Here is a 20,340-nt window from a genome sequence, read left to right as displayed (position 1 = left end):
AGTCCACATTCATGAACACTGAAATCAATACAGTTGTTGCTGTTTTAGGTCCAGGTGCCATCGGCACAACAGTCGCGGCGGCGTTACACGAAGTCGGCCGCACACCATTGCTGTGTGGACGTACTCCCCGCGATCGCCTGACCTTGCAAGATGGCAACCGCTTTATCACCGTACCCGGTCCGGTACAGACGAATCCGGCACAAATCACTCGCACGGTTGATCTTATCTTTCTGGCAGTCAAGTCCACACAAATCGACGCGGCAGCAGAATGGCTCAGGGCGTTGACTGGCCCGGAGACGGTTATATGCGTGCTCCAGAATGGGGTCGAACAGTTGGACAGGCTCGCTACGTACTCTCTGCCCGGACAGATCGTTCCCGCTGTCGTGTGGTTCCCTGCTCAAGCGCAGTCCGATGGCTCGGTACGCTTGCGTGGTGAGGCGCGCCTCAGCGTGCCAGACGCACCAGCTTCCCGTGTAGTGGCCGCAGCGCTGCAAGGCACGTGGTGCTCCGTAGATCTGGCCGCGAATTTCAGCTCCCTGGCCTGGCGCAAGCTGATGCAGAATGCGGTGGCTGGACTCATGGCACTCACGCACCGCCGCTCAGGCATGTTTGGCCGTGCTGATATCGCCAGGCTTACGCTGGCTTATCTGCAGGAATGCCTGGCCGTGGCACGTGCAGAGGGCGCTGAACTCGGAGACGAAGTGCCGCAGGAGATCCTCGATAAGTTCCGGGCGGCTCCTGCAGACATGAGCACCTCCATCCTCACGGATCGAGAAGCTGGCCGACCGCTTGAATGGGATATCCGCAACGGCGTCATTGCGCGTCGCGGCCGGGTTCACAGCATTCCAACGCCGATCAGCGACATCCTGGTACCGCTTCTTGCGGCTGCGAGCGATGGCCCTGGTTGATCTTAAAGCCGATGATTGCACTCTTACTTCTCTTCTTCGTCGCTCTCGGTGCCGGAGTACTCAGCGGTGTCGTCGGCACTGGCTCGTCGTTAATCATGCTGCCCGTCCTCGTCGCCACGTACGGGCCACGGATTGCTGTGCCTGTTATGGCGATCGCCTCCCTTTTCGGCAACATCGGACGGGTGATTGTCTGGTGGCATGAGATTCGTTGGCGACCGGTGTTTGCCTATTCGTTGGCGGGAGTTCCTGCGGCTGTTCTCGGGGCGCACACGTTACTTACGATTTCTCCTGGCACAGTGGAGGTATTCCTGGCAGCTTTCTTCCTTGCGATGATCCCGCTGCGCCGTCTCATCAGACGATCGAACCTCCACTTGAATCTCTGGCACATGAGTTTTGCCGGGGCGATTGTCGGGTTTCTGACCGGATTCGTGCTGTCCACCGGGCCGCTCAGCGTGCCGGTATTTACCGGGTACGGAATGAGTGGAGGCGTATTTTTGGGATCAGAGGCGGCAAGCGCAATCCTGCTCTACGCTGGCAAGCTAGCTACGTTCGGTATATCGGGCGCACTCGCGCAGCCTGTCCTCACACATGGACTTGCCATCGGCATCGCATTGTTCGTCGGTTCGATGATTGCGAAACGTCTCGTCCAGAAACTCCAGACGCATACGTTCGAGCTTCTCATTGATGCCGTTCTCGTCGCTGGGGCAGTAGGGATGATCCTTGCTCTCAAATGAAATGGCACGCCAGGGCTGACGGCGCAAGCGTGTTGTTGTTGTGTAACAGCTTTCTACAGGCAGCGACGGGTCGGGGTGGAGGGGTTGGCAAGCCATCAGAAATGAATAAAGCCGTACCAGGGTATGCTGATACAGCTTTTTGTTATTGGTCATGCAGCTTCGTTGTTTTTATCCCGCCCTGTGTTAAAAGGTGGTACGTATGCGACCCGGCATGTATCGATATAATCTGACCACCACTGCATCATCGCCTTGCGGGCTTCCAGATGCTCAGCCTTATGAATGTAAGCCAGACGCACGGTGTTGCGCTCCTGGTGACTCATCTGGCGTTCCACTGCATCCTGCGACCATAAGCCAGACTCCATCAGGGCACTGCATGCCATTGCCCGAAAGCCATGTCCGCAGATGTCCTGTTTCGTGTCGAATCCCATAAGGCGCAGTGCTTTATTAACCGCGTTTTCGCACATCGGCCTGTACGGGTTATGGTCGCCGGGGAAGACCAGTTCGTAAGCCCCGGATATTTCCTTAATCCGTTTCAGAATAGCTATAGCCTGCTGTGAGAGGGGCACGATATGAGCAGTGCGCATTTTTGCACCGCGCCCTGAATAACGCACACCCACAATGGCTTCGCGTGTGGCGGGTATCGTCCAAATTCTGTTTATGAAATCAATTTCTGACCAGCGTGCAAAGCGCAGCTCACTGGAGCGAATGAACAGATGCAGCGTCAGCAGGACAGCAAGCCGGGTCAGTTCACGGCCCTGATGATATGCTTCAATGTGTTCAATCAATTCAGGCAGCCGCTCCAGCGGCAGGGCGGGATAGTGGTGTCTCATGGGGGGAGCCGTCACGCCATCAAGATTTGCTGCCGGGTTGGTGTCGATAAATCCCTGATGGACCGCATGGCGCATGATGTTACTGAGGTGCTGCCGCGTGCGGGACGCGACTTCCAGCAGGCCCTTTTCCTCAATACCTTTCAGCAGGTCAATGAAATGATGGGGTTTAAGCTCCGTGACGGACAGATGACCAATTACAGGAAAGATATGGTTGTTCATGCTGGCAAGCAGACGGTCAGCGGTGTTCTGCGACCACTTTTTATTGTTTTTATGCCATGCCAGCGCCACTGTTTTAAACACCTTCTCTGGTGTGCAGGCTCTGCGTTCAGCAGCCCTCTGCTGTGCCGGGTTGATGTTCAGCGCCAGCATCTTACGGATACCTTCGCGCTGCTGGCGGGCATCAGACAGGGAGACGGCAGGATAGGCACCCAGTGCAATGCGGGATTCTTTGCCGTTTATACGATATTTAAGATACCAGTGACGTGAGCCGCCTGGTTTGATAAGAAGGTACAGACCGTTAGAATCAGAAACTTTGAAGGGTTTTGCGGATGGTTTTAAAGTGCGGATTTTTGAGTCGTTAAGGGACATTTGGGGGTCACTCCGTCATCGAACTAACCTGACCCCAGATTTGACCACCAATTTTTCCCGATGCGGAGGGTAAAATCAAAATGCACCGGGAAGAGTTTTCACGCTAACCTCTTGAATCAATATCAGATAAGGATTCGCAAAGATGCATGCAAACAGGAAATTGGCTCCTCTGACTGGGTCGCATTTGCGAGCATGGGGCTATTACAAAAACCAATATGACTAACTAGCAGTAATCCTTAGTTCTCGGGCGGAAGACGAAATGTCATGCTGTTTCGGCAGCAATCCATATAGATTCATAAATTGACATTTTAGCCTCCACGTCGGCAGCGGTGTTGGGAGCAGAGGTTCTACATCTTAAACTGAAGCATTTAAGAAACATTGGCTTCTGGCTGAGTCATTGCCACCGATAAATACCACAATGAGTAGCTACGCTACTTGTGACGTTTTCTACCCCCCCAGGCTTCAACGCATAACGGTAGTCGCGTTACACCCATGGTTATGTCTATCTACAGAAGGGCGAACTGAAGCTTAAATTTTAGAATAACAATGTAGCTCTTAACTATGGCGCAAATATTGCATATTAAAATTAGATAGAATGAGACTATTTAGAATGTTAACGCGAAGATATTTTATAAAGGTTTTTTCATGACACATTTCACACTCAAGCAACTTAAATATTTCGTCACTGTGGTTGAGACCGAAAGCATCGCCGAAGCGTCACGCCAGCTGCATATCGCCCAGCCTTCGATTTCGGTCGCCATCAAAAACCTTGAGGACGCTTTTGAACAGCAGCTGTTCATTCGCCATCATGCACAGGGCGTATCGCTCACCTCCAGTGGGAGACGGTTCTACGAAAAAGCAAAGGAGTTGCTGCGGTTGTCCTATGAGTTTGAGCAAAGTTCACGCGCAGAAAATGAGCTGGTTTGCGGCACCATCGCCGTGGGTTGTTTTGAATCGGCGGCTCCGCTGTATATGCCCAAGCTGATTGCAGGTTTCAAAAAACTCTATCCGGAAATCAATATTCAGCTGTACGACGGTGAACAGCATGAGCTGATGCACGGTTTACATCGTGGCCGTTTTGACATGGCATTTCTCTACGATCTTGACCTGGACAACGCGATTCAGAAAGAACCGCTGAATGCGCCGCATAAACCCTATGCGCTGCTACCGGCGGCGCATCCGCTGGCGAAAAAAAGTGCGGTGACATTACAGGAACTGGCAAGCGAACCGATGATCCTGTTGGATGCGGTACCCAGCAAAAATTACTTTATCAGCATTTTCAAAGAGAATGGTTATTACCCTGAAGTGGCCTATAGCTCTCCGTCAATTGAAATGGTGCGGTGCATGGTCGGGCAGGGGCTGGGCTTTTCGGTGCTGGTGACCCGGCCCTGTTCGGATATGACATACGATGGGCAGCGCTTGGTGCAACTGGATATTATCGATGAAATGGCGGCATCGACGCTGATTATGGCTTATCTGCAAAATAATGAACCCACGCGGCCCACGCGGTTATTTATGGATTATTGCCGCAGTGTTGAATTAACTCCGGCCGTCAGCAGCCATTAAATTGTTACTCTACCCGTTGCGGGTAGAGCAAACGTCAGTTGTATTTAACGTAATTCAAGCCAGGTGGTTTTTAATTTGGTGAATTTATCAAAGGCATGTAAAGACAGGTCGCGGCCAAAACCCGATTGCTGATTGCCACCAAAAGGAACGGTCACATCCAGCGCATCAACGGTGTTGACCGACACCGTTCCGGCGTTCAGTTTGCGCGCCACACGATGTGCCTGATTCAGGTCGTCCGACCATACAGACGCAGCAAGGGCGTAAATATGATTATTCGCCAGTTCGATGGCTTCCGACTCATCATCAAAGACTTTTACCGCGAGCACCGGACCGAATACTTCATCACGCCATAAGTTAACGTTTTCGCTTTCAATCTCAATCACCGTCGGCAGGATGTAGTTAGCGACTGTCTCGATTTCGCGTTGCTCGCCACCCGCGCGCACAATACCGCCCTGAGTCACTGCGGTCTGAATAAAATCCATCACCTTATCTTTATGCGCAGTCGAAACCATCGCGCCCATCCTCGCATTGGGGTTAAGCGGGTGGTCAGGTTGCCAGCCGTGCAACTTCGTGATCAACTTCGCCATAAAGTCGGGATAGATCTTACGCTCAACTAATAATCTGGAGTTAGCTGAACAAACTTCACCCTGGTTGAAACAGATACCGAAGGCGGATTTTTCGGCGGCTAAATCGAGATCCTGGCAATTGGCAAAAATAATGTTGGCGCTTTTGCCACCACATTCCAGCCACACCTGCTTCAAATTGGATTGGCCGGAATAGGCCATAAAGGCTTTGCCCACCGCGGTTGAACCGGTAAAGGTCAGCACATCAACATCGTTATGCTGGCCCAGCGCAGCACCGGCTTCGATCCCCAGCCCGGTAACAACGTTTAACACCCCGGCGGGCAACCCGGCCTCCAGCGCTAGTTCTGCCAGTTTCAGTGCGGTGAAAGGCGAATTCTCCGAGGGTTTCAGGATCACACTATTTCCGGCTGCCAGCGCTGGGCCAATTTTCCAGGCGGCAATATCGAGGGGAAAATTCCACGGCACAATGGCGGCAACCACGCCGACAGGTTCACGGGTGATGGTTGCCAGGGTACCCGGACGGGTGGGGGCAACCTCGTCATAAATCTTATCGATACTTTCTGCGTACCAGGCCATCACATGAGCAGCACCAGGCACATCAACGTTATAGGCATCGAGCACCGGTTTCCCCATGCTTGCGCTTTCCAGCAGCGCCAGTTCTTCCCGGTGCTCCAGCATCAGCTCCGCCAGCCTGCGCAGCACGGCTTTGCGTTGCGCTAAAGGACATTCAGACCAGATACCAGAGGTAAATGCCTGGCGTGCTGAACGCACCGCAGCGTCAATATCCTCAGCCTGGCAAGCGGTGACGTCCGCTAACACTGCATTGGTGGCGGGATTCACCACCGCCCAGGTTTTCTCCGCTTTGGCGAAGTAAGGTTTACCCCCGATAAGGGCATGCGTGCTAAAGCGTTGTTGGTTCAGCAGACCTTGCCAGTAATCACGATTATGCATAAGCGTTCTCCTTATTCGTCTCGGTCTCAGCTACCGGCGTTCCTTGCAGGATCATGCTTGCCGCACGTTCGCCAATCATAATTGAAGGCGCATTGGTGTTGCCGCTGATAAGCGTCGGCATAATTGATGCATCTGCCACGCGCAAATTTTCCACGCCATATACCTTGAGAGTGTCCGGTGCGACAACACTCATTTCATCCCGCCCCATCTTGCAGGTGCCAACCGGATGGAAAACCGTGGCGCAATATTCTTTGACGTATTGATGCAGCTGTTCGTCAGTCTGGATATGTTTGCCCGGCAGCATCTCTTCGCCATGCAATGCATTGAATTCCGGCTGAGCCAGAATATTCCTTGCCACTTTTATCCCTTCCACCAGCACGCTGGCGTCATAAGGATCGGCGAGGAAATTAAAATCAATAGCGATCTGCCCATCACGCTTTAACTGCAACGCGCCGATCGACCGCGGACGTAAAACGCAGGTGTGAATCGCATAGCCGTGGCCCCATTCAAATAAACGGCCACGATGGCTGCGATAACCCGGCACAAAATGGAACTGAATATCGGGTTCATCGCTACTGAGTTTTGTCGCGGCAAAGCCACCGGCTTCAACATAATTGGTGGTTAGCCAACCTTTGCGACGAAAGAGATACTGGAAGGGGGATGTCAGGATCGGTTTCCAGGCGGCGAGGGAAAAACCAAGCGTCAGAGGGTTTCTGGAACGCACGGTGACCAGACCATCCAGATGGTCCTGAAGATTTTTGCCCACCCCGGGAAGAGGGTGCACCAGCGGAATACCTGCGGCCTCAAGTTCGGCAGCAGGCCCGATACCTGATTTCAGCAGAATATGCGGTGAGCCGATCGAGCCGGCCGAAAGGATGACTTCATGGCGGCAGAGAATTGACGTGGGTTGATCGCGGCCATGCTCAGTTATTCGCACGCCTTTGACCGCTTTGTCTTCAATGATCAACGTTTGCACGGTGCAGTCAGTCATCACGGTCAAATTGCTGCGCCCAATATGGGGATGCAAAAATGCACGATAGCATGATAACCGTTTGCCATCCTTTTGCGTGACGTTGTAAATGCCGACCCCCGCCAGCGATTTACCGTTAAAGTCGGTGTTCTCCGCTAATCCGACCCGCTTGCCCGCCGCGACAAACAGCGCTGATACCGGATTGGGATCGCGCGGTTTATCGACCAGTAATTCGCCGTTAAAACCATGATATGCCGGGTCCTGAGACAGCAGATTCTTTTCCGATCGTTTGAACCAGGGCAGGACATTATTCCAGCCCCAGCCCTCACAACCTTGCTGTTCCCAGCGGTCATAATCAGAAGGTAATCCGCGAATATAAATCATGCTGTTCATGGATGAGGAACCACCCAGCGCCTTGCCGCGCGGGACGTGGATTTGCCGTCCCCCCAGGCTTTTTTGTGGCGTTGAATAAAAGTTCCAGCTGAACTTTTTGCTTTTATACAGGGTGATGGTGCCCGCAGGCGTCTGGATACGCGGGGTTTCATCACGGCTACCGGCCTCGATAAGGCAGATCTTGAGATCTGCCTGCTCTGCAAGCCGGGCGGCCAGTACTGAACCTGCGGAACCACCACCAATAATGATGTAGTCATAGGTCTTGCTATTGTTCATAGTCATTCCGGTGATTATTTAGCAACAGAGGTTTGCGCCACTGCCTGAGTACGGCAGAGGAAATAATAAACAGGTGAGACGATGGCTAAACCAATAATCCAGGAGATGTCGGCACCACCTAACATATTTGCTGCCGGGCCGGTATAGATGGCGGTAGACATAAAGGGAATCTCGACGATGATGCCCAGCAGATAACAGAAAATGGCTTTTGAATTGAAGTAACCGTATATGCCACCGTCGCGACGGAAGAATGAAGCGACATCATAATTACCGTGGGCCACCAGATAGTAATCAACCAGGTTAATTGCCGTCCACGGCACCAGCACATACAGCAGCATCAGAATAAAGTTGGTGTAATTGACCAGAAAGTTTTCCTGACCATAAATCGCAATCAGCACTTCGATAAGGATGGTGACAATCGAAACCACAATGCGGGCGCCAGAAAGTGGCGACCATTTAGGCAGGAATGTCTGGCCGAGCGTCAGGGTGCAGAGCACGCCGCAATAGAGGTTCATTGCATTGGTCGCGGCAATGCCTAAGGCAAACACAATAATTACGGTGGAGGATAATCCGCCGGTCATATTCACAATGCCGGTGATTAAATCACCATCCACGATGCAAATAGAAACCAGAATGCCAAGAATCATCGGGAACAATGAACCCAGTACGCATCCCAGGTAGCTACACCAGAAGACACTTTTTTCGCTGATATCTTTTGGCATGTAGCGGGAATAATCGGATACATAAGGCGCATAGGCCAGCTGCCATAACGCGGCGATGGAAATGGCACCGAGGAATCCGCTGAGATTAAAGCCATTACGTGCGAGAAAATCAGTCGGCAGACCATGCACGAAAACAATCCACGCAAAGGCCGCGAGCAAAATAATACCGGATACCCACGACATCACCTTGGTGTAGGCATGAATCAGGTTATAACCGAAGGCACAGGCGACCAGGCTGAGTACCGCAGAAACCAGGATGCCGGTATCGGTAGAAACCGGTGCGTAGATGGCGTGCAGTGACTGACCGCCCAGCACCAGGTTCGATGCCAGAAAGCCGATATACATGATGACGACTAACGCCACCACCAGCACGGAACCATAAGAACCAAACTGGCCGCGGGTTTGCACCATCTGCGGCACACCTAATTGTGGCCCCTGCGCGGAATGCAATGCCATAAACAGCCCACCGGCAAGGTTACCAATCAATACGGCGAGGGTGGCCCACATAAAAGATAAGTGGAAAATACTCACCGCCAGCGCACCGGTAATCACGGTAAGCAACATGATGTTTGAACCAAACCAGATGGTAAAAAGATCCCGTGGCTTGCCATGACGTTCATGCGCGGGAATGGGCTGGATGGTGCTCAACTCTATTGTGGTTGCAACAGCATTATCTTTTGGGTTGTTTGTCATCATAGTTATCTCAACAAAGTCATTTGCAGGCTTGCCGCATGGCTGCGGTTATAACCACCCAAAAAATTGGGAGGGGTGAAAATAACGTTGATGGGATGTTGCAACAGTTGGCTATAGAGAGAAATGAAGAAAAATATAGCCAACTAATATAAAAAAAAGATGCAATCTCGCTTATGGATTGGCTGCCCCAAATTGGAACGTTAAAGAATGACAGGTGAGATATTTTTGAATCTAATTAACTATTTGATTATTAACATCTAAAATGCCACGTTCTGGCTGAATGCCTTATTTTGGTGCGCGTCTGCTCGTCACTGAAGCATCGTTGGCAATATTAAATATCGTCAATTTTGCAAAATTAATAAGTAAAAATGTTGTCTGTGAATCGCGTTAATTTGATTTATCTCAGCACCTTTTTATCTTGCCTGTGCAGAGCGGATGCGGCTTTAACAGGGCTTTGTATTTTATTTCGGCGGACAAGGTTGCCAGCAGGTTAAATATTTTCTATCCAGACGCTCACTTTATAATATTTTACCGCCTGCACGTGCTCCAATAGTCTTGGGTCCTTCTTAAGTGGTTAATCCCCTGCGTGATGCGGGATGAAGGACGTTGAAATGACATCATTAAAAACTGAAACAGATACGCTGATTATTGGCGCGGGTCAGGCGGGGGTTGCCATGAGCGAACACCTGACGCGTCTGGGCATTCCGCATCTGGTAGTGGAGAAAAATCGGATTGCCGAATCCTGGCGTAGTCGTCGCTGGGATTCGCTGGTTGCCAACGGTCCGGCCTGGCATGACCGCTTTCCGGGGATGGAGTTTCCCGGCTGCTCACCTGACAGCTTCGTGGCGAAAGAACAGGTTGCCGATTATTTTGTCAGCTACGCCGCCATGAACCAGTCACCGATTCATACTGGCGTCGAAGTGTTAAGCGCTGAACGCAATCAGGGGCGCAGTGGTTTCACCGTCACCACCTCCGCAGGCGTGATCAATGTGCAGCGTATCGTGGCCGCTACCGGTCCTTTCCAGCGTCCGGTCATCCCGGCGATTGCTCCTCAGCATAGCCAGGTACAACAGCTGCACTCGGCAGACTATAAAAATCCGCAGCAGCTGCCGCAGGGGGGCGTGCTGGTGGTTGGTGCCGGTTCTTCCGGCGTGCAGATTGCTGATGAGCTGCAACGTGCCGGTAAGCCCGTATGGCTGTCGGTGGGACCGCACGATCGTCCACCACGTTCCTACCGTGGCCGGGACTTCTGCTGGTGGCTTGGGGTACTCGGTCTGTGGGATGCCGCAGCCAGCCAGCCGGGCAAAGAGCATGTCACCATCGCCGTCAGTGGCGCACGCGGTGGGCATACCGTCGATTTCCGTCGTCTGGCGGCGCAGGGCGTTAACCTCGTTGGCCTGACTGAAAGTTTCACCGCTAACACCGTACGTTTTCAGGATGACCTGGCGGTGAATATTGCGCGCGGCGATGCTAATTATCTCGCATTGCTGGATGCTGCTGACGCGTATATCGACCGTAACGGTCTTGATTTACCGCCTGAACCGCAAGCACGTGAGTTCCTGCCAGACCCCGCCTGCGTAACCCATCCGCAGCTGTCACTTAATCTGGCCGAAGCTGGCATCACCAGCATTATCTGGGCGACGGGCTACGTGGCCGATTACAGCTGGCTGAAGGTTAATGCCTTTAATGACCAGGGCAGACCGCAGCATCATCGTGGTGTTTCCAGCGAGCCTGGCGTCTATTTTCTCGGCTTGCCGTGGTTGTCACGTCGTGGTTCCACCTTTATCTGGGGCGTCTGGCACGATGCCAAATTTATTGCTGACCAGATCGCTATCCAGCGCCAGTACCAGCATTACCGCGCTCCCTCTGACTCGCTTTAAGGAACTGTTATGCCTACTCATCAACGTATTCGTATGTTCAACACCAAAGAAACCTATCCGAATCAGACGCTGGACAACGATCTCTGCCAGGCGGTACGCGCTGGTAATACCGTCTACGTGCGCGGCCAGGTCGGTACCGATTTTGCAGGCAATCTGGTCGGGCTGGGCGATCCCCGCGCTCAAACCGAACAGGCGATGAAAAACCTCAAACAGCTGCTGGAAGAAGCCGGTAGCGACCTGAGCCATATCGTGAAAACCACCACCTATCTTACCGATCCACGCTATCGCGAGCCGGTTTACCAGGAAGTGGGCAAATGGCTGAAAGGGGTGTTTCCGATTTCAACTGGTCTGGTGGTTTCGGCGCTGGCACAGCCGCAGTGGCTGATGGAAATTGATGTGATTGCGGTGATCCCGGATGACTGGGAGGCGAAATGACGCTTTCGATTGCCGCACGCTGTGCGGAGTCCGGCCAACTCGGTATCGCCATTAGCTCGTCGAGCATTGCCGTCGGCGCGCGTTGCCCGTGGCTGGTGGCCGGAGTGGGGGCGGTATCCAGCCAGAACATTACATTACCGGCACTGGGGCAGCAGATTCTGGCGCGGCTGGAGGCGGGGTTAGCGCCGGAACAGGCACTGAAAAGCGCGCTGGCAGAAGATCGCTTTAGCGAGTATCGCCAGGTGACTGTCATTGACGCCAGCGGTCGCAGCGCCGCCTTTAGCGGTGACAAGACGCTGGGTATTTATCATGTGGTGCAGGGCAAAGAATGCGTGGCCGCAGGCAATATGCTGGCGGAGCAAGCGGTGATCGCCGCAATGGTGACGGCTTTTGAAGCCACCACCGGTGAACTCACCAGTCGTCTGATTACGGCGTTGCAGGCGGGGATCGACGCTGGTGGTGAGGCGGGGCCGGTGCATTCTGCTGCCGTGAAAGTAGTCGATGATTACACCTGGCCGCTGGTGGACCTGCGCGTCGATTGGGCAGAAGAAAACCCATTGGCAGAGCTGCACAAGTTGTGGCTGGCGTATGAACCGCAGATGCAGGCTTACGTCACCCGGGCACTGGATCCACGCGATGCCCCGAGCTATGGCGTACCCGGCGATGAGTAACGCGGTACGCGACATCCTCGCGGCACTGCTGGCGTTTGATACCACCAGCCGCGAATCCAATCTGGCGTTGATTGCCTGGATTGAAGATTTTCTGGCGCAACGGGGTATCGCGTCGCAACGCATCATGGATGACAGCGGGCGCAAAGCCAATCTGTATGCCCGGCTGGGACCGGGCGGTGACGGCGGGGTGATGTTGTCCGGTCATACCGATGTGGTGCCGGTCGATGGTCAGCAATGGACGCTGCCGCCGTTTGCCCTGACACAACAGGAAGGGCGCTACTATGGCCGTGGCAGTGCCGACATGAAGGGCTTTCTGGCCTGCGTGCTGGCATCGCTGGATAACTTTCTGACCCAGCCGTTGCGCCTGCCGCTGCATCTGGCTTTTTCCTATGATGAGGAAGTGGGCTGCCTCGGGGTGCGCAGCATGGTGGACTATCTGCGCGCGTCTGCGGAAAAACCCGCCATGTGTATCATCGGCGAGCCGACAGAAATGCGCCCGGTGTATGGACACAAAGGCAAGGTGGCGATGCGTTGTCAGGTGCATGGCCGCGCCTGTCACTCGGCCTATGCACCCTCTGGCGTCAATGCCATCGAATACGCGGCCAGGCTTATCAACCAGCTGGGCGCAGCGGCGCAGCAACTGAAGCAGATCGAGGATGCGCGTTTTGATCCCCCCTATAGCACGCTCCAGACCGGTATGATTCAGGGCGGCAGCGCGCTGAACATCGTGCCGCAGGATTGTCAGTTTGATTTTGAAATCCGCTATCTGCCGGGCGCTAATGTTCAGGGTGTGATGACCGAGGTCGAGCTGTTCTCGCAACAGCAATTGTTACCGCAAATGCAGGCGGTGGCAGCCGAGAGCGCGATCCGTTTTCAGCCGCTGAGCTACTATCCTAGCCTGCTCACCGATCCGCAATCGCAATTCGCGCAGTGGCTGGCGCAATGGAGTGGCAGCAATGATTTCTCAACCGTGGCGTTTGGCACCGAAGGGGGATTGTTTGATGAAGCGGGGATTGCCACCCTGATTTGCGGGCCAGGCAGCATGGCGCAGGGGCATAAGCCGGATGAGTTTATTGCTATTGAACAAGTAGAACACTGCATGAGTATGCTGGTAAATCTATGTAAATGGATGCGTACAGTTCCTTTAAAATGAAACAGTCAACTGAATCGCCACGGGTTTAACAGACACTTCGGAGTCATTTAAGATGACTTAAAGAGAGGTGCCCATGAGCGGTAAACGTTATCCCGAAGAGTTTAAAATTGAAGCAGTCAAACAGGTTATTGGTCGCGGTCATTCTGTTTCCAGCGTTGCAACACGTCTCGATATCACCACCCACAGCCTTTACGCCTGGATAAAGAAGTACGGTCCGGACTCATCCACTAATAAAGAACAGTCAGATGCTCAGGCCGAGATCCGCCGACTCCAGAAAGAGCTGAAGCGGGTTACTGATGAACGGGACATATTAAAAAAAGCCGCGGCGTACTTCGCAAAGCTGTCCGACTGAGGTACGCCTTTATTCGTGACAACTCCCGTTGCTGGCCTGTTCGTCTGCTCTGCAGGGTGCTGAATGTTCATCCCAGTGGCTTTTACGCCTGGTTTAAGCAACCGTATTCTCAGCGCCACCAGGTAGATCTGAGACTGACGGGACAGATCAAACAGTTCTGGCTGGAGTCCGGTTGCGTTTATGGTTATCGCAAGATCCATCTGGACTTGCGGGATAGCGGGCAACAGTGCGGAGTGAACAGAGTCTGGCGACTGATGAATCGTGCCGGGATAAAGGCTCAGGTCGGGTACCGGAGCCCGCGGGCACACAAAGGCGAGGCCAGTATCGTATCGCCCAACAGGCTCCAGCGACAGTTCAATCCGGATGCTCCGGATAAGCGTTGGGTAACGGACATAACCTACATCAGGACCCACGAAGGCTGGCTGTATCTTGCTGTGGTTGTTGATCTGTTCTCACGCAAAATTATCGGCTGGTCAATGCAATCCCGGATGACAAAGGACATTGTCCTGAATGCACTGCTGATGGCTTTATGGCGGCGTAATCCCCAAAAACAGGTGCTGGTTCACTCGGACCAGGGCAGTCAGTACACCAGCCATGAGTGGCAGTCGTTCCTGAAATCACACGGCCTGGAGGGGAGCATGAGCCGTCGCGGTAACTGTCACGATAATGCGGTTGCAGAAAGCTTTTTCCAGTTGCTGAAACGCGAACGGATAAAGAAAAAGATCTACGGAACGCGGGAAGAAGCCCGCAGCGATATTTTTGATTACATCGAAATGTTTTATAACAGTAAGCGTCGGCATGGTTCGAGCAATCAGATGTCACCGACAGAATATGAAAACCAGTATTATCAACGGCTCGGAAGTGTCTAGATTATCCGTGGCGATTCAGTTTGGTGCCATGAGCGGACATCTGAACTTAGCTTTGACAAACAATGTAACAGCAATACTCTGGTATCACTTTTAACCCATTAGTGATGCTTTTTTGACGGTACTTCATACATCCTCTGACATTGAACAGCCCAGAGAATATTGCGCGGGCTGTTCATGCCAGATAGCGAAGGGGGTTAGTGACGAAAAGGCAGGAAAAGTCGCCTTATTGTTTGCGTCCTCTACATCGTCAACACAATTTTTCCGACATTGAGGCCGTCTTCCATACGCTGGTGAGCTTTGCTGGCTTCAGCCAGCGGAAATACGCTGTCAATCACCGGGCTCAGCCCATCTTTACCGAAGCGAGTTAACCAGCACTCTTTAAAGCGACGGGACATCTCATGTTTCACTTCTTGCGAACGCGATTTCATTACCGTACCGATAATCTGCAGATGGCGGTACAACACCCGATCCAGCGGGATCTTCGCGTTTTCAATCCCCCCCATGATGCCAATCTGCACCAGACGTCCACCAAAGTTGAGTGCATTCACGTTTCGTTCAAAATAAGGCGCGCCAATAAAATCGAGAATAAGATCAACCCCCTTGTTATCCGTACTGCTGGCGACAACCTCGGAGAAGTCTTCTGTCACGTAATCAATGGCGTGATCGGCACCCAGACGGCGAACGAGATCGTGTGCTGCAGCATTCGCGGTGGTGATTACCGTCGCGCCTGTCGCATGCGCCAGTTGCACGGCGGCACCTCCCACACCGCCGGCCCCGGCGTGGATCAGTACCGTTTCCGTGGGCTTCAGTTTCCCCAGATGGATAAGCGCTTCATGCGCGGTTACAAAGACCTCGGCAATGGCCGCCGCATGGATATAGTCCATACCTTCCGGCACTGGCATAGCCATCCGGTAATCAATGCGGGCCATTTCAGCGTAAGCCCCGCCCCCGACGATACCCATAATACGGTCACCCAAGTTGTAGCCTTTTACATTCTCCCCGACGGCAATAACGTCACCGGCGATTTCCAGCCCCATAATCGTCGAGTCGCCAAAATCAGGGCGGCCATACCCGCCGCGTCGGTGAGTTAGATCGGCCCGGTTGACCCCCGCTGCCCGCGTGCGAACCAGCAGATCATTGGGGCGCAGCTGTGGGTCTGCGACTTCACTGATATTAAGTACATCGGCCGGACCGAATTGTTCAAAAGTGATTGCTTTCATGATTCTCTTTCCCGAAATAAGAAGATGGATAGCCGTCGTTCAGGCCTGTTCTTCAAACGTGGCATTGGCATAACCAGAAGCGGTAATCGCTGCCGGGAAGCCTGCATAAAACGCCATGTGCGTAATCAGGGCGGAAATTTCTGTTTTGGTCAGCCCGTTTTCAATGCCGCGACGCAGGTGGGCCGGTAGCTCATTGGAATGATTCAGCGCGATAAGACAGGCGATGGTAATCAGACTACGGTCGCGTGGTGCCAGGTCCGGATCTGTCCAGACATCGGAATACAGTGGTTGCTCAACGAAGCCGGACAGTTTAGGAGTAAATGCGCGTGCAGCTTCACGCGGGCGAGTAAAATCAACAGCTTTCATGGTCAGTTCCTCTTATATTCTGTCATTAGTGCCAGTGTGTTTTAGATTTGGCTGATGAATTTATTCACCAGATAATGGCTGAGACCTTCCCGACCGCCCTCCGAACCATGTCCGCTTTCTTTCATGCCGCCGAAAGGCAGTTCCGTCGCCACCATGCGGTACTGATTAATGCCGATCATTCCGGCCTCAAGGCCATCGCCAACATCCAGCACGGTACGGGCGTCACGCGTAAAAGCGTAAGCTGACAGGGCATACGGCAGACGGTTTGCTTCTGCCAGCCCGTCCTCAAGCGCGTCGAACGGACGCATCACGGCGATCGGGCCAAAGGGTTCTTCGTGCATGATCCGTGCTTCCATCGGCACATCGGTAAGCACCGTAGGTTCAAAGAAAAAGCCAGGACGGTTGAGCCGTTTCCCTCCAGTGAGCACTTTCGCGCCCAGGGCAACAGCATCGGCAATCAGCGATTCCATTTTTTCCAGTTGGCGGATATTCGCCAGCGGCCCCACCTGAGTGCCTTCCGCTATGCCATCGCCGATAATCAGTTGCTCCGTCGCACTCACGAAGCGTTCGACAAACTGTGTGTAAACACCTCGCTGAATAAGAAAACGGGTTGAAGAGATACAGATTTGGCCGGTGCCCCGAAAACGGTTAGCCGCTCCGCCAGTTGCCGCCGCATCAATGTCGGCATCGGCAAAAACCAGCACCGGTCCGTGGCCGCCCAGTTCCAGGGTAATCGGTTTAACACCGGCGGCAGCACGCTCAGACAGCAGTCGACCTACCGGTACAGAACCGGTGAATGCCACTTTGCGAATAACCGGTGAGGCGATCAGCGTGGCGGAAACCTGATCCGGTACGCCAAACACAATTTGCAGTACGCCTTCAGGCAGACCGGCATCATCCAGGCAGCGTGCCAGAGCCAGCGCCGTCGCCGGGCTCTCTTCACCGGGTTTCAGGATCACGCTACAACCTGCGGCCAGCGCCGCTGATAATTTGCGTGCCGGGGTAATGGCCGGGAAATTCCACGGAGTGAAGGCGGCAACCGGGCCGATGGGCTCTTTTTTGACCAGTTGCAGTACACCGGGGCGATTTGACGGTACAACGCGCCCATCAATGCGGCGGGCTTCCTCCGCAAACCATTCAAAATAGTCGGCTGCACGCAATACTTCGTCGCGGCTTTCAGCCAGGGGCTTCCCTTCTTCCAGCGTCATCAACGAGGCAATATGTTCAGCGCGTTCGCGCATCAGGGCAGCGGCATTCTTCATGATGCGGGCGCGTTCGGCAGGCACGGTACGGCGCCAGATGTCAAAGCCAGAACGGGTGGCTGACAGGGCACGTTCAAGGTCGGCGGCGGTCGCGAGCGGCAAGCGGCCGATAGTGGCTTCGGTTGCGGGGTTAATCACAGCGACAGTGTCGCGATTGCCCGCTTCAATCCAGTCACCGTCGATGAATAGATAAAGGGGATCGTATTGATGATTTTGCATGGTCGTTATCCTCAGTGTGTGCGTGTTTGTGTAATGTCATTCGGCTGAGGGGATCTTAAGTTCAGCGCACATCACTGATAAGATGGCTTCTCCCCACAACAGCTATGCAAGAAATGCACAGATGCAATCAGAGAAATTTGCCGAGTTCCTTGGAGTCTTTGTCGATGTCGCCCGTGAAAGCAGTTTTTCGGGTGCTGGTCGCCGTCGCGGACGCACGCCCTCCTCGATAGGACGGCAGATTGATGCGCTGGAAGCATACCTCGATACCCCGCTTTTTTTGCGATCTACACGGCATTTAACCCTGACGGATGCCGGGGAAATGTTGCTGATTCGCGCCAGACGGATCCTCGATTCACTGGAGGATACGCAGCAGGAACTGGCGTCAATGAAGGGCGAAGTAACCGGTGTGCTGAGAGTGGCGTGTTATCCCACATTTGGTAAACGCTATGTGCTGCCGGTTATGGCAAAACTCTCCCGACAGTATCCGGCGCTGAGCTTCGATTTGGATCTGACCGAACGGTTGGCAGACCCCGTCGCTGAACGCCTTGATGTTGTCATCCGTATTGGTAATATGGCCGACAGCACGTTGATTGCCAGCAAAATAGCAACGCAAATACGTGTGCTGTGCGCAAGCCCTGCCTATCTGGAAAGCGCGGGGATTCCCGCCTCGCTGGACGACATCGCCTCACATCGGTTAATCGATAAGCTGTACGGTGCGGATCTGCTTTGCTGGTCGAGCGTGATTGGCCATCCGGCCAGAGAAAACTCGGGCCTGCCTATGTTTGGCTGTGATGATTTCGAAGCAATGCGTCAGGCAGCGGTCGAAGGGATGGGGATCGCGTTCCTGCCGGACTGGGTGGCGGGAGATGAGATTAACAGTGGCGCGCTGGTACAACTCTTTCCGGAAATGTCATCGCAACCACATGTATCTACAGGAATATATGCGCTACGCGCGTTACGTCACCCACCTGCCAGAGTCACGGTATTTCTCGACGCATTGCGTGAATTCATCGGACATCCTGCAAAATGGTCAACATTTCACTGCCAGCTCTGACGATGTAAGCAACATTGCCATTTTTATTCTATGCGAACTTCCGCTGTTCGCTTATAGCGGACATCATACTCCTGAGCCTGTCCGCTCCGAGCCCAGACTGTGTGAAAACTGTTTTGGTAGATTAAACTGCGACTAAAACAGGGCTGAAAACTGCGCTCATACGTAAACTAACCAGTCGAGCAATTCCAGATTTTGCGTAGATGCGCGCACTTCAGTTCTAGGGCAGAGTTTTCACACAGCCTGTGCCAGATATAGTCATTCGAACCCAGAGAGTTACACTTTTAAGTGATTCAGGGTATGCGCTTACTGGTTACGAATACTGTGCCAGAATCATGCGGTTTGATGATTGCCGCTTTGCTTTCGAGCCAGTAAGTGCTCCACGTTCGCTAACTATTTTGCTGGCATTGGAAGAGCGAAAATCGCTCTTACTGATGCCGTAAAAAGCTTGTCAAATGTCTCAGGGCGTGAAGCGGACGTTGCTGACAACAGTTTGAGTGATTCAACAGAGCGTCAGTCATCATGTATTATCAGGACAAAGATGCCCGCTGAACCAGTCAACAACCCTATTTATGACAACGGGTTGATACCAGTGATCATCACCGTGTTCTGCACCTTCGATAAGTACGTAGTCCGTTTTGTTCCCCGATTCCAAAAGGGCTTTGTAAAGCGTTGCGCTCTGCTTAGGCGATACTAATGTATCCTTACTTCCATGCATTATTAGGAACGGAGGTTTACATCCTTTGAGACGTCCTATGGGGCTTGCATTTATCGCTTTTTCAGGTACAGAACTGATGGAGGCACCTGCAAAATTCTTGAAAGCCACACCATTAATTAGCAGTGACTCCGCGACTGCAGGAGACTGATGCACTTTTTGTCGGTGATCCGGAAAACCGTCACCTATGTTACGCAGATCTGATATTCCGTAAAGCGTAGCCACAGCCTGCACATCAGCGGACTGGCTGAGAAAATCGCCGTGATCGAATGATTTATCGCCATTAGTGGTACCAAGCATCTGCGCCAGCCATCCTCCTGCAGAATCGCCAAATACACCAATTCGTGAGGGGTCAATTCCATAATCGTGGGCATGTTGACGAAGGTATCTTACTGCTGCTTTAGCATCTATCACTGGCGCAGGGAAAGTATCCGGAATTGTCCTGTATTCTGCCGCTGCAACAACAAAGCCAGCCTCCGCTAAAGCCATGCGCATTTCCACAAATTTATTGTGCTCAGCTGTCATAAATCCTCCCCCAGGAAAATAGATGATGGCTGGTTTCAAAATTTTGGTACGAGGAACCAGAAAAGACATATGCAATTGCCTGACAGAACGAGTGTTTTTCACTGTCTCATAAACCACATCACTGATATTGTCTATAGGGTGTTTAGTCAAAGCGACTTGGATAATTTTCGCCCCATGAATATAACCAGGCAGATCATGATAATCAGAAGAGACTTCACTATTTATTTTAGGAATCATAAAAAATCACCAGTTTTTAAAATATTGTTTCGCCAGTCAACCTATTATTCTGAAAGGATAGGTCATCCTGTCAGATAATTTTTAAGGCCGAATTAATGGTGGCGAAAATCAAATTCGCTATAACACCCATTTGAAATATGCACCGACTGATATTGATGATAGAGATACGT

17 protein-coding genes are annotated in these 20,340 nt (G+C 52.8%); 9 read left to right on the top strand and 8 right to left on the bottom strand.

Going from position 1 to position 20,340, the window contains the following annotated elements; genetic code table 11:
- Positions 1–11 precede the first annotated feature (11 nt).
- A complete protein-coding gene (locus ABIE10_RS05410; RefSeq protein ID WP_032936819.1) occupies positions 12–908 on the top strand; it encodes an oxidoreductase in 897 nt (298 codons plus the stop codon).
- Between the two features lie 11 nt (positions 909–919).
- Positions 920–1,642 carry a sulfite exporter TauE/SafE family protein gene (locus ABIE10_RS05405; RefSeq protein ID WP_040206044.1) on the top strand — a complete coding sequence of 241 codons (723 nt, stop codon included), beginning with the start codon at positions 920–922 and terminating at the stop codon, positions 1,640–1,642.
- 149 nt (positions 1,643–1,791) lie between these two features.
- Here the strand turns inward: ABIE10_RS05405 and ABIE10_RS05400 are convergent, their stop codons facing one another.
- Positions 1,792–3,060 (bottom strand): tyrosine-type recombinase/integrase, encoded by a 1,269-nt coding sequence (locus ABIE10_RS05400; protein ID WP_048762580.1) that lies wholly within the window; start codon positions 3,058–3,060, stop codon positions 1,792–1,794.
- Positions 3,061–3,705: 645 nt separating this feature from the next.
- On the opposite strand from ABIE10_RS05400, the gene ABIE10_RS05395 reads away from it, so the two are divergent.
- Positions 3,706–4,626 carry a LysR substrate-binding domain-containing protein gene (locus ABIE10_RS05395; protein ID WP_040206036.1) on the top strand — a complete coding sequence of 307 codons (921 nt, stop codon included), beginning with the start codon at positions 3,706–3,708 and terminating at the stop codon, positions 4,624–4,626.
- A gap of 44 nt (positions 4,627–4,670) precedes the next feature.
- On the opposite strand, the gene ABIE10_RS05390 is transcribed toward ABIE10_RS05395, so the two are convergent.
- From ABIE10_RS05390 to ABIE10_RS05380, 3 genes are read right to left on the bottom strand one after another with little or no spacing between them, the layout of a single operon-like run.
- Entirely contained in the window at positions 4,671–6,161 is a 1,491-nt protein-coding gene (locus ABIE10_RS05390; protein WP_048762581.1) for an aldehyde dehydrogenase, read from the bottom strand.
- Positions 6,154–7,800: a GMC family oxidoreductase gene (locus ABIE10_RS05385; protein WP_082144862.1), complete on the bottom strand. Its 1,647-nt coding sequence runs from the start codon at positions 7,798–7,800 to the stop codon at positions 6,154–6,156. Before ABIE10_RS05385 ends, ABIE10_RS05390 begins: the two co-directional genes overlap by 8 nt.
- A gap of 14 nt (positions 7,801–7,814) precedes the next feature.
- Positions 7,815–9,218, bottom strand: a complete 1,404-nt coding sequence (locus ABIE10_RS05380; RefSeq protein ID WP_012541188.1) for a purine-cytosine permease family protein — start codon at positions 9,216–9,218, stop codon at positions 7,815–7,817.
- A gap of 608 nt (positions 9,219–9,826) precedes the next feature.
- Here ABIE10_RS05380 and ABIE10_RS05375 point away from each other — a divergent pair.
- The 5 genes from ABIE10_RS05375 (at position 9,827) to ABIE10_RS05355 (ending at position 14,575) form a co-directional block, all read left to right on the top strand.
- Entirely contained in the window at positions 9,827–11,095 is a 1,269-nt protein-coding gene (locus tag ABIE10_RS05375; protein ID WP_012541189.1) for a flavin-containing monooxygenase, read from the top strand.
- A gap of 9 nt (positions 11,096–11,104) precedes the next feature.
- Positions 11,105–11,530: a RidA family protein gene (locus tag ABIE10_RS05370; RefSeq protein WP_012541190.1), complete on the top strand. Its 426-nt coding sequence runs from the start codon at positions 11,105–11,107 to the stop codon at positions 11,528–11,530.
- Positions 11,527–12,201: a DUF1028 domain-containing protein gene (locus tag ABIE10_RS05365; RefSeq protein WP_012541191.1), complete on the top strand. Its 675-nt coding sequence runs from the start codon at positions 11,527–11,529 to the stop codon at positions 12,199–12,201. The genes ABIE10_RS05370 and ABIE10_RS05365 overlap by 4 nt, the downstream gene beginning before the upstream one ends.
- Positions 12,194–13,354, top strand: a complete 1,161-nt coding sequence (gene argE, locus ABIE10_RS05360; protein WP_012541192.1) for an acetylornithine deacetylase — start codon at positions 12,194–12,196, stop codon at positions 13,352–13,354. The genes ABIE10_RS05365 and argE overlap by 8 nt, the downstream gene beginning before the upstream one ends.
- 73 nt (positions 13,355–13,427) lie before the next feature.
- A protein-coding gene (locus tag ABIE10_RS05355; RefSeq protein WP_172568949.1) for an IS3 family transposase occupies positions 13,428–14,575 on the top strand; the annotation gives its coding sequence in 2 pieces (ribosomal slippage) (positions 13,428–13,665 and positions 13,665–14,575; 1,149 coding nt in all).
- A gap of 239 nt (positions 14,576–14,814) precedes the next feature.
- Here the strand turns inward: ABIE10_RS05355 and ABIE10_RS05350 are convergent.
- The 3 genes from ABIE10_RS05350 to ABIE10_RS05340 are packed head-to-tail and all read right to left on the bottom strand — an operon-like array spanning position 14,815 to position 17,642.
- Positions 14,815–15,795, bottom strand: a complete 981-nt coding sequence (locus tag ABIE10_RS05350) for an NAD(P)H-quinone oxidoreductase (protein ID WP_048762588.1) — start codon at positions 15,793–15,795, stop codon at positions 14,815–14,817.
- Positions 15,796–15,834: 39 nt separating this feature from the next.
- Complete coding sequence (locus tag ABIE10_RS05345; protein WP_014229939.1) at positions 15,835–16,161, bottom strand: carboxymuconolactone decarboxylase family protein; 327 nt, start codon at positions 16,159–16,161, stop codon at positions 15,835–15,837.
- Between the two features lie 41 nt (positions 16,162–16,202).
- Positions 16,203–17,642, bottom strand: a complete 1,440-nt coding sequence (locus ABIE10_RS05340; protein WP_014229938.1) for an NAD-dependent succinate-semialdehyde dehydrogenase — start codon at positions 17,640–17,642, stop codon at positions 16,203–16,205.
- 121 nt (positions 17,643–17,763) lie between these two features.
- Here ABIE10_RS05340 and ABIE10_RS05335 point away from each other — a divergent pair, with 121 nt between their 5' ends.
- Positions 17,764–18,696, top strand: a complete 933-nt coding sequence (locus ABIE10_RS05335; protein WP_048762590.1) for a LysR family transcriptional regulator — start codon at positions 17,764–17,766, stop codon at positions 18,694–18,696.
- Positions 18,697–19,213: 517 nt separating this feature from the next.
- On the opposite strand, the gene ABIE10_RS05330 is transcribed toward ABIE10_RS05335, so the two are convergent.
- Entirely contained in the window at positions 19,214–20,170 is a 957-nt protein-coding gene (locus ABIE10_RS05330; protein WP_048762591.1) for an alpha/beta hydrolase, read from the bottom strand.
- Positions 20,171–20,340: the final 170 nt, after the last annotated feature.

The sequence above is a fragment of the Citrobacter sp. 506 genome (genome assembly GCF_050434985.1).
Lineage (GTDB): Bacteria > Pseudomonadota > Gammaproteobacteria > Enterobacterales > Enterobacteriaceae > Citrobacter > Citrobacter braakii.
This window is presented reverse-complemented; position numbering and strand designations above follow the sequence as displayed.